The following is a 10473-nucleotide window of genomic DNA, read 5'->3' as shown; positions in this document are numbered from 1 at the left end:
ATTTCGCGCATCACCGACTCATGACGTTTGACCCGAACCAGCCCGATACACGATGATCAAAGTGTCAACCATGTCCCCGACGAAAGTGTCAACCATGTCCCCGGTCTATACACAGCAGCAAAGAAAGTGACCCCCGCCCCGGGGAGGGGCAACGCTAATAGACCACCACGCCAACGGGATCCAACGAAAACCAAAAACCCCTCAAATCGCCCGCGCAATCAACGACAACAAAACCGACAACAACAACGTCGACATAAACGGAAACGAATACTCCCGCCCAAAAATCCGCAGCGTGAAATCCCCCGGCAGCCGCCCGATGCCGATCTTCTTCAGCCACGGCAGCGAGCCGGAAAGAATCGCGAGCGCGATGAACGTCGTGAGCAGCCAGCGGATCATGATCGCGCACTCATAGCGTGTGAGAACGATCGCCCGTCGCGAATGCGTCGAGCGTACCGGGAATGCCGCGCGAAAACGCGATCACCTTGAACAACTCGCCCATCTCCGCTTCCGACAGCAGCTTCTGCACCGCATTCGCCGCGGGTAGAAAGCGCTTCACGTCGGCGGGATCGAGGTCCGCAAGCACATCGGTGATGCCGGCGTTCATCAGGAAACGCGCCTGCGACGTGAATCCAAGCAGATCCGCGCCAGCCTCGACGCCAGCCTCCGCGATGCCCGTAAACTCCACGTGCGCCGTGATGTCCTGCAAACCGGGATACAGAAACGGGTCCGCGTGCGCCCGATGACGGTAGTGGCACATCAGCGTGCCCGTCGCGCGCTGCGCGTGGTAGAACTCGCGTCGCGGAAATCCGTAGTCGATGAAAAACGCCGCGCCGCGCGTGAGCATCGTGCAGACCGTCTTCGTGAACGCGAGCGCGGCTTCGTGCGTTTCGGTGACGTACTCGGCGAACGGCTCGTCGTTGGCGTCGTCGATGGCGGCATCGATCAGTTCGACTTGCGCATCCGGCGCGATCGGCCGGTCGTCGAAGGTCAGGCGATCGTTCAGCACGACAACGCCGCGCTCGTGCCACGCGCCGAGCTTGCGCACCACGAGGCGCACGGGCATCGCGTCCAGCACTTCATTGCCGATCACGACGCCTTCGAACGCGTCGGGCAGCGCGTCGAGCCATGTCACCTTCGCAGCGAGCGCAGGCGCCTGCTTTTCGATGGTCTCGCGCTGCCGCGCCCGCAACTCGCCGGACAGATCGACGATCGCGTAACTGTCGAACGGCACATCGAGATCGGCGAGCGCGGTCAGCAAACCCGCCGCGAGCTTGCCCGTGCCCGCGCCGAATTCCATCACTTGCCGCGTGCCGCTCTGCTGCAACGCCTGCGCGACCGGCCGCGCGAGCGTCGTCGCAAAAAGGGGGGACAGTTCCGGCGCGGTGACGAAATCGCTGCCGTCTTCCGCGCGGCGGCCGAATTTCATTGCGCCGCCGCTGTAATAGCCCAGACCGGGCGCGTACAGCGCGAGGTCCATATAGCGGTCGAACGGCAGCCAGCCGCCCGCCGCGGCGATGCGTCCGCGCAGCAGGTCGGTCAGCGCTTCGGATTGCGCGAGCGCGTCGGCGCCCGGAGCAGGTAAACTATCGGTTTGTCTGGCATTCGGATTCATCCCAGTATTGTAAATGAGCGCTTCCACGCCGTTTTCTTCCGCCAACTCACCGTCTTCCGGTTCCGTTCCGCGTTCCCGCGTCGCGCTCGTGACCGGCGCGGCAAAGCGCATCGGGCGCGGCGTCGCGCTGGAATTCGCGCGGCAGGGCTGGGACGTAGCCGTGCACTATGGCGGCTCGGAGCACGAAGCGCGGGAAACCGTCGCGGATATCGAGGCGCTCGGGCGGCGCGCGGTCGCGCTGAAGGCGGACTTGGGTGTCGAGGCCGAAGTCGCGCGGCTCGTGCCCGCGTGCGTCGAGACGTTCGGCGGGCTGAACTGCGTCGTGAACTGCGCGTCGCGTTTCGACGAAGACACGGCCATCGACTTCGGCTACGCAAAACTGCTGGAGATGACCGCCGTCAATGTCGCCGCACCGTTGACGCTCGCGCGCATGCTGCACGAGATCACGCCCGAAGCCGCAGCCGGTGACGACGCGCAACGCGGCGTTGTCATCAACGTGCTGGACCAGAAGCTGTACAACATGAATCCTGATTACCTGTCGTACACGCTGACGAAGGCTGCGCTCGAAAACGCCACCGTCGCGCTCGCGCAGGCGCTCGGGCCGAAGCTGCGCGTCGTCGGCCTCGCGCCGGGCCTCACGCTCATTTCCACCGGGCAGACGCCCGCGTCGTTCGAGGCGGCGCATCGCGTGACGCCGCTGAATCGCGCATCGACGGTTGAAGACGTGGCGCAGGCCGCGTGCTATCTCGCGAACGCGCACGGCGTGACCGGCACGACGCTCGTCGTCGATGGCGGCCAGCACCTCGTGCCGAGCCCGCGCGACGTGATGTACATGTTTGGCTCACGCACGCCTTGAAACGCGCTTATTGAATATTGGAACTCACATGCTTGCCGCACTTTCGCATCCCCGGCTGACCGATTGCCGGCGGCTTTTTCTGCGCAACTACGAAGTGCGCATCAACATCGGTGTGCATGACTTCGAGAAGCGCGGCGAGCAACGCGTCGTGATCAACGTCGAGCTGTACGTGCCGCTCGCATTGTCGACGCCCGTCGCGGACAAATTGTCCGAGGTCGTCGATTACGACTTCATGCGCTCGACCATCGCCGCACGTGTGAAGCAGGGCCACATCCACTTGCAGGAAACGCTCTGCGACGACGTCGCCGCCGCCTTGCTCGCGCATCCGAATGTGCGCGCGGTGGCCGTATCGACGGAAAAGCCCGACGTCTATCCCGACTGCGACGCGGTGGGCGTCGAAGTCTTCCGCATCAAAGAGGAACGAGCATGAACGCGCGTGACACGATCGAAGTCGCCGAGGCCCAGAAGCCCGCGCGCGAGGCGCTGACGAAGCGCCAGCAGAAGGAAGCGTACGAGAACAACAAGCTCTACAAGCGCATCGTGCGGCAGGTCGGCGAGGCAATCGGCGACTTCAACATGATCGAGGAAGGCGACAAGGTGATGGTGTGCCTGTCGGGCGGCAAGGACAGCTACGCGATGCTCGAAATCCTGATGCGTCTGCGCGAGCGCGCGCCGATCAACTTCGAGATCGTCGCCGTGAATCTCGATCAGAAGCAGCCGGGCTTTCCTGAGCACGTTTTGCCGGAATACCTGAGCAAGCTCGATATTCCGTTCCATATCGAGAATCAGGACACGTACAGCATCGTCAAGCGTCTCGTGCCGGAAGGCAAGACCACGTGTTCGCTCTGCTCGCGCCTGCGCCGCGGCATTCTGTATCGCGTGGCGGGCGAGCTCGGCGCGACCAAGATCGCGCTCGGCCATCATCGCGATGACATCCTGCAGACGCTGCTGCTCAACATGTTCTACGGCGGCAAGCTCAAAGGCATGCCGCCCAAGCTGCAATCCGACGACGGCAAGAACGTCGTGATCCGTCCGCTCGCCTATGTGAAGGAAGTGGATCTGGAGAAGTACGCAGAACTGCGCGAATTTCCGATCATCCCGTGCAATCTGTGCGGCAGCCAGCCGAACCTGAAGCGCGCGGAAATGAAGGCGCTCGTGCGCGAATGGGACAAGCGTTTCCCTGGCCGCGTGGACAATATGTTCAACGCGCTGTCGAACGTGGTGCCGTCGCATCTGATGGACAGCAAACTTTTCCCGTTCGCGGGACTGCGCGCGACGGGCGAGGCCGATCCTCAGGGCGATATCGCGTTCGACGAGGAACCGTGTGCAAGCGAACCGTCAGGATCGGCCGGCGCGGTTTCAATTGTGCAGTTCGACGACCTGTAACCTTTATCCGATAAGGCGCAGCGTGGGTTTCGCCGCATTGCGCCAAAGAGCCGGGTGATATATTGGCGGCTCGTCATACCCAGTAAGGCTTCCTGCGATGAACATCGTGATTCTGGCTGCCGGCATGGGCAAGCGCATGCGCTCAGCCCTGCCGAAAGTGCTCCATTCATTGGCGGGCAAGCCCTTGCTCGCGCACGTCATCGACACGGCCCGGACGCTGTCGCCGACGCGTCTCGTCGTCGTCGTCGGGCACGGCGCCGATAAGGTCCGCGAAGCCGTCGGCGCGCCGGACGTCCAGTTCGCGCTGCAAGACAGGCAACTCGGCACGGGACATGCCGTGCAGCAGGCGCTGCCGCTGCTCGATCCATCGGTGCCGACGCTCGTGCTGTACGGCGACGTGCCGCTCACGCGCGCAAGCACGCTCAAGCGCCTGATCGATGCCGCGGGCGCTGAGCGCTACGGCGTCCTGACGGTGAGCGTGAACGATCCAACCGGCTACGGGCGCATCGTGCGCGACGCGGCCGGGAAGGTGAAAAAGATCGTCGAGCAGAAGGATGCGAGCGAGGAAGAACGGCGCATCGCGGAAATCAACACGGGCATCGTGATCACGCCGACGCGCACGCTCGAAACGTGGCTCGCGTCGCTGAAGAACAACAACGCGCAGGGCGAGTTCTATCTGACGGACGTGGTCGAGCGCGCAATCGATGCGGGCGTCGAAGTCGTCACCGCGCAACCGGACGCCGAATGGGAAACGCTCGGCGTGAACAGCAAGATTCAGCTCGCGGAACTGGAGCGCATCCATCAGCGCAACGTCGCGAACGCATTGCTCGACGCCGGCGTGACGCTGATGGACCCGGCGCGCATCGACGTGCGCGGCACGCTCGAATGCGGCGCGGACGTGACGATCGACGTGAACTGCGTGTTCGAAGGGCGCGTGACGCTCGCGGACAACGTGACGATCGGCCCGAACTGCGTGCTCCGCGATGCCGTGATCGGCGCGGGCACGCGTGTGGATGCGTACACGCATATCGAAGGCGGCACGACCGGCGCGAACGTCGTGCTCGGGCCGTATGCGCGGCTGCGTCCGGGCGCGAAGCTCGCTGACGAAGCGCATGTCGGCAACTTCGTCGAGGTGAAGAACGCGGTGCTCGGGCACGGCTCGAAGGCGAACCATCTCAGCTATATCGGCGATTCGGATATCGGTGCGCGCGTGAACATCGGCGCGGGCACCATCACGTGCAACTACGACGGCGCGAACAAGCATCGCACGGTTATCGACGACGACGTGTTCGTCGGCTCGGATACGCAACTGGTCGCGCCGGTGCGCGTGGGCCGCGGCGTGACGATCGCGGCGGGCACGACGGTGTGGAAGGATGTCGGTGAAGGCGAACTGGTCTTGAACGAGAAGACGCAGGTGAGCAAGGCGGGCTACAAGCGCCCGGTGAAGAAGAAGTCGTAAGGCTGTCGAGAAGACTCAGCCCAACGCGCGCGGCGCCTCAAGCACCGCGCTTTCGAATGCAAGTTTCAAAGGATGAACGTCCATGTGCGGAATTGTCGGCGCGGTAGCGCAACGTAACATTGTCTCGGTGCTGGTAGAAGGTCTACGCCGCCTCGAGTATCGCGGCTACGACTCGTGCGGCGTGGCCGTTCTGAGCAACGGCGAGCCGCGCCGCGCGCGCAGCGTCGCGCGTGTGTCCGATCTCGACGCGCAAGTGCGCGATACGAATCTCGGCGGCATGACCGGCATCGCCCACACGCGCTGGGCGACGCACGGCGCACCCGTCACCGACAACGCGCACCCGATCTTCTCGCGCGATACCGTCGCGCTCGTGCACAACGGCATCATCGAGAATTACGAGTCGCTGCGCGAGATGCTCAGGGGCAAGGGCTACGAGTTCGTATCGCAGACGGATACGGAAGTCATCGCGCATCTGATTCACAGCATGTATCGCGGCGACCTGTTCCAGACCGTGCGCGAGGCCGTGAAGCAACTGCACGGCGCGTATGCGATCGCCGTGATGCACCGGAATCAGCCGCACACGGTCGTGGGCGCGCGCCAGGGTTCGCCGCTCGTCGTCGGTGTGGGCGAGGGCGAGAACTTCCTCGCGTCGGACGCGCTCGCGCTTGCCGGCAGCACGGATCGCTTCGCGTTCCTGGAAGAAGGCGATGTCGTGGAGATCGGCCTCGATGGCGTGAAGATCGTCGATCGTGAAGGCGTGCCCGCCGAGCGCGAAGTGCGCGTGGTGACGGCGTATGGCGGCGCGGTGGAACTCGGGCCGTATCGCCACTTCATGCAGAAGGAAATCTTCGAGCAGCCGCGCGCGATCACCGACACGATCCCCCAAGCCGATCAGTTCGATCCGAACCTCTTCGGCGACGGCGCGCGCGATGCGTTCGCGGGCGTCGACAGTCTGCTGATCCTCGCGTGCGGCACGAGCTACTACTCGGGTCTGACGGCGAAGTACTGGCTCGAATCGATCGCCAAGATTCCGACGCAGGTCGAGATTGCGAGCGAGTATCGCTATCGCGAGTCGGTGCCGAATCCGAAGGCGCTGGTCGTCACGATCTCGCAATCGGGCGAAACCGCCGACACGCTCGCCGCGCTCAAGCACGCGCAGTCGCTCGGCCACAAGCACACGCTCGCCGTGTGCAACGTCGCGACGAGCGCGATGGTGCGGCAGACCGAGTTTTCGTTCCTGACGCACGCGGGCACGGAGATCGGCGTGGCATCGACGAAGGCATTCACGACGCAGCTCGTCGGCTTGTTCGTGCTCGCGGTGACGCTCGCGAAGATGCGCGGTCATGTGAACGCGAAGCAGGAAGCCGCGTATTTCACGCAACTGCGTCACTTGCCGGCGGCGCTGAACAGCGTGCTCGCGCTGGAGCCGCAGATCATCGCGTGGTCGGAGGAGTTCGCGCGCAAGGAGAATGCGCTGTTCCTCGGTCGCGGGCTGCACTATCCGATCGCGCTCGAAGGCGCGTTGAAGCTGAAGGAAATCTCGTACATCCACGCGGAAGCGTATCCGGCGGGTGAACTGAAGCACGGACCGCTCGCGCTCGTGACCGAAGCGATGCCGGTTGTGACGGTCGCACCGAATGACACGCTGCTCGAAAAGCTGAAGTCGAACATGCAGGAAGTGCGTGCCCGCGGCGGCGAGCTTTACGTGTTCGCGGATGCGGATACGCGCATCGTCAGCGAGGATGGTATCCATGTGATCCGTATGCCGGAGCACTATGGGGCGCTGTCGCCGATTCTGCATGTGGTGCCGTTGCAGTTGCTGGCGTATCACACGGCGTGTGCGCGTGGGACGGATGTCGATAAGCCGCGGAATTTGGCTAAGTCGGTTACGGTGGAGTGAAGGGCTAAGGCCCAGTCTGATGCCTGAGAAAGCGCCTCTTTGGAGGCGCTTTTTGTTTGATTGGCCGACGCATGAAAGCATCGACGTGAAAGGGCGCCTGTGGACAACCTTGTTGGCACCTCACCGCGTTAACTGTTGGCGGTTTCTGAACAACTCGCCGCCCGTCGCTTGAGCGCGAAAGTTGTTCAACGTTCAGTCCGAAACCGGATGCGCAATACCGGACTTATTGATCCGGTAAACATCTGACGCAAAACGCGCATAGGAAGTTATCCACCGATCCGCGATGCCCTTGTTAACTACTACCACGTATACATACGAACTCTTTTGTTTACTTAAGCAACGTGGCCGCACTGCTCAAAACCGCAGCGTTCAAGCCGCCGCCGCATGCACCTGTCTCAACCGCTCCCGGCTGTTGCTCAAATGCATGCGCATCGCGGCACGCGCATCGTCGGGATCCTGACGCAGGATCGCCTGATAGATCGCCTTGTGCTCGCTGAGCACGTTGCGCAAGCGCTCGATCTGATCCAGCTCTGCAATCTCCGCTTTACCGAGTCTCGTCCGCGGACTGACGCCGCGTCCCATCTGGCTCAGCACATCATAAAAATAGCGATTGCCGCTCGCACGCGCGATCTGCAAGTGAAACTCCACGTCGTGCTCCAGCACATCCGTGCTCCCGCTCGTCAGTTGCTCTTCGAAGCGTTTGAGCGCCGCGGCGATCAGCTTGAGATGCGCATCCGTGCGACGTCCGGCGGCGAGCGCGGCGGCCGCGCCTTCCAGATCGATGCGAAATTCGATGATCGCCATGATGTCGAGAAGGCTGGACAGATCCGCGTCCGGCAGACGCACCGCTTCGCGATCCTCGGACGCCCGAATGAACGTGCCGACGCCATGACGCGTCTCGACCACATTCGCCGCCTGCAGGCGCGATACCGCTTCGCGCACGACCGAACGGCTCACCGATAACTGTTTCATCAGCGCGACTTCGGTCGGGATCTTGTCGCCGGGACGGAGGACGCCGCGTTCGATATCCTCGAACAAGCTTGCAACGACTTTTTCGGTGAGACTGGCCATTGGTATTCGCTGCTGTCTGAATGTGATTTTGTGGAGGTCGATGCTGCTTCGTTGTCGGACGTCTTCGCTTCGCCTAGGATAAAAGCTCCGGCTGACGCGACGAGACGGCGCTTACGGATGTCCGACAACACATCTTCCCGCCCGCAGGCGTTCCCGTCAATTCGGCAAGCTGCACGCGAGCATTCATCCTAGAAATAAGACATCGTATAAGTGCGCGAAAGGCCAATGCTTGGCAAAAAGCCGGAAATACAAGGAAATAAGGGTTAACGCCGCTGTCGTCTGGTGCGAAAATAGCGGTACTCTGTGTTAAGACGTCTGATGACATAACGCTCTCGGACGTGCCGCTTTCCAATCAGATCGCCGTCTTCACAGGGAGGCATCATGCCGTCTTCGTCACCGTATCAACCGCTGCCCAACTCATTCCGAACGTCGCTGCGCGAACGCAAGAAGCTGATCGGCTGCTGGATGTCGCTTGCGAGCCCGATCGTCACCGAGCTCGTCGGCGTGGTCGGCTTCGACTGGATGCTGCTCGACGCGGAGCACGCGCCCAATGACGCGCTCACGCTCATCCCGCAGTTGATGGCGCTGAAGGACAGCCCGAGCGCGCCCGTCGTGCGCCCGCAGGCGAACGATCCGATCGCGATCAAGAAGCTGCTCGACGCGGGCTTCGTGAATTTCCTGATCCCCTTCGTCGATAACGCCGAACAGGCCGAGCGCGCCGTCGCCGCGACGCGTTATCCTCCTCAGGGCATCCGCGGCGTGTCGGTCGGGCATCGCGGCAATCGCTACGGCACGGTTTCGAACTACTTCCAGGTGGCGAACGACAACATCAGCGTCGCGGTGCAGATCGAGAGCCGCGCGGCGGTCGAAGCAATCGACGAGATCATCGCGGTCGAAGGCGTCGATGCGCTGTTCGTCGGTCCGTCGGATCTCGCGGCGGCGTACGGTCATCTCGGCAACGCGAATCATCCCGACGTGCAGGCGGCCATCGCACACGTGTTCGAGCGCGCGCACGCGGCGGGCAAGCCGAGCGGCATCCTCGCGCCCGTGCAGGAGGACGCCGAGCGCTATATCGCGATGGGCTGCACGCTCGTCGCCGTGTGCGCGGATCTCGGCATGCTCAGGAACGCGGCACAGGCCGTCCGGAAACACTTCATCCCGGCGTGAGCGCGACAAGCGCTATCCTCGACCGGACGGATACCGAAAATCGACATCAAGGAGCGATACATGCAAAAGGCAGGCTTCATCGGACTGGGCATCATGGGCAATCCCATGGCGGCCAATCTTCTCAAGAACGGCGTCCAGCTCGCGGCATTCACGCGTAGCGGCGTGAGCGCCGATCTCACCGGCGCGGGCGCCACGGCATGCGATTCGCCCGCCGCCGTCGCCGAGAAGGCGGACGTGATCTTCGTGATGGTCCCGGACACGCCGGACGTCGAGCGCGTGCTGTTCGACGAGAACGGCGTCGCCAGCAAGCTGAAGAGCGGTCAGATCGTCGTCGACATGAGCTCGATTTCGCCGATCGCCACGCGCGAGTTCGCCGCGAAAGTGCGCGAGAAGGGCGCCGATTATCTCGACGCGCCCGTGTCCGGCGGCGAAGTCGGCGCGAAGGCCGCGTCGCTCACGATCATGGTCGGCGGCGCGCAGGCGACCTTCGACAAGGTCAAGCCGCTCTTCGACATGATGGGCAAGAACATCTCGCTGATCGGCGAAGTCGGCGCGGGGCAGGTCTGCAAGGTCGCGAATCAGGTGATCGTCGCGGCGACCATCGAGGCGGTCGGCGAGGCATTGCTGCTCGCGTCGAAAGCGGGCGTCGATGCCGAGAAGGTCCGCACCGCGCTGATGGGCGGCTTCGCGTCGTCGCGCATTCTCGAAGTGCACGGCGAGCGCATGACGAAGCGCACCTTCAATCCGGGCTTTCGCATCGAACTGCATCAGAAGGATTTGAATCTGGCGCTCGCGACCGCGCAGGCGCTGGGTGTCGCGCTGCCGAACACGTCGAACTGCATGCAGCTTTTCAACGCGTGCGCGGCGCACGGCGGCAAGGCGTGGGATCACTCGGGCATGGTGCGCGCGCTCGAAATCATGGCCAATCACGAGATCGGCCAAAAAGCGAAGTAAGCTCTTCCGCAACTTTGGTGCTGCCGGTTTGCGCCGGCAGCACCGTCTCGACGCTTCCCGATTGGCGC

Annotated in this window: 10 protein-coding genes; 7 read left to right on the top strand and 3 right to left on the bottom strand. The window is 63.2% G+C overall.

The features are described from left to right. Positions 1-201: 201 nt before the first annotated feature. A complete protein-coding gene (locus tag QCE73_RS13770) occupies positions 202-396 on the bottom strand; it encodes a DUF2905 domain-containing protein (RefSeq protein ID WP_035511085.1) in 195 nt (64 codons plus the stop codon). Between the two features lie 10 nt (positions 397-406). After that, complete coding sequence (locus tag QCE73_RS13765; protein ID WP_309881653.1) at positions 407-1612, bottom strand: SAM-dependent methyltransferase; 1206 nt, start codon at positions 1610-1612, stop codon at positions 407-409. A 13-nt stretch (positions 1613-1625) separates the two neighbouring features. Between QCE73_RS13765 and QCE73_RS13760 the strand changes: the two genes are divergently transcribed. The 5 genes from QCE73_RS13760 to glmS all read left to right on the top strand — a co-directional run bounded on the left by QCE73_RS13760 (position 1626) and on the right by glmS (position 7213). Then, entirely contained in the window at positions 1626-2468 is an 843-nt protein-coding gene (locus QCE73_RS13760; protein WP_309881652.1) for an SDR family oxidoreductase, read from the top strand. Between the two features lie 28 nt (positions 2469-2496). Beyond that, positions 2497-2898, top strand: coding sequence for a dihydroneopterin aldolase (locus tag QCE73_RS13755; protein WP_035511079.1), 402 nt, complete (start codon positions 2497-2499; stop codon positions 2896-2898). Beyond that, positions 2895-3854: a tRNA 2-thiocytidine(32) synthetase TtcA gene (gene ttcA / locus QCE73_RS13750; RefSeq protein WP_250482726.1), complete on the top strand. Its 960-nt coding sequence runs from the start codon at positions 2895-2897 to the stop codon at positions 3852-3854. The genes QCE73_RS13755 and ttcA overlap by 4 nt, the downstream gene beginning before the upstream one ends. A gap of 97 nt (positions 3855-3951) precedes the next feature. After that, positions 3952-5313: a bifunctional UDP-N-acetylglucosamine diphosphorylase/glucosamine-1-phosphate N-acetyltransferase GlmU gene (gene glmU, locus QCE73_RS13745; RefSeq protein ID WP_035511074.1), complete on the top strand. Its 1362-nt coding sequence runs from the start codon at positions 3952-3954 to the stop codon at positions 5311-5313. Between the two features lie 82 nt (positions 5314-5395). Further along, positions 5396-7213, top strand: a complete 1818-nt coding sequence (gene glmS / locus QCE73_RS13740; protein WP_309881649.1) for a glutamine--fructose-6-phosphate transaminase (isomerizing) — start codon at positions 5396-5398, stop codon at positions 7211-7213. A 369-nt stretch (positions 7214-7582) separates the two neighbouring features. On the opposite strand, the gene QCE73_RS13735 is transcribed toward glmS, so the two are convergent. Further along, on the bottom strand, positions 7583-8284 hold the full coding sequence (locus QCE73_RS13735; RefSeq protein ID WP_309881647.1) for a FadR/GntR family transcriptional regulator: 702 nt from the start codon (positions 8282-8284) through the stop codon (positions 7583-7585). Between the two features lie 381 nt (positions 8285-8665). On the opposite strand from QCE73_RS13735, the gene garL reads away from it, so the two are divergent. Beyond that, positions 8666-9451 (top strand): 2-dehydro-3-deoxyglucarate aldolase, encoded by a 786-nt coding sequence (gene garL / locus QCE73_RS13730; RefSeq protein WP_309881646.1) that lies wholly within the window; start codon positions 8666-8668, stop codon positions 9449-9451. 45 nt (positions 9452-9496) lie between these two features. Beyond that, positions 9497-10405 (top strand): 2-hydroxy-3-oxopropionate reductase, encoded by a 909-nt coding sequence (locus QCE73_RS13725; protein WP_309882011.1) that lies wholly within the window; start codon positions 9497-9499, stop codon positions 10403-10405. The last annotated feature ends 68 nt before the right edge of the window (positions 10406-10473 follow it).

The sequence above is a fragment of the Caballeronia sp. LZ029 genome, assembly GCF_031451275.1.
In the GTDB taxonomy this organism is placed as follows: Bacteria; Pseudomonadota; Gammaproteobacteria; order Burkholderiales; family Burkholderiaceae; genus Caballeronia; species Caballeronia jiangsuensis.
The sequence above is the reverse complement of the archived record's forward strand: the minus strand, read 5'-3'. Positions and strand labels throughout refer to the sequence as shown.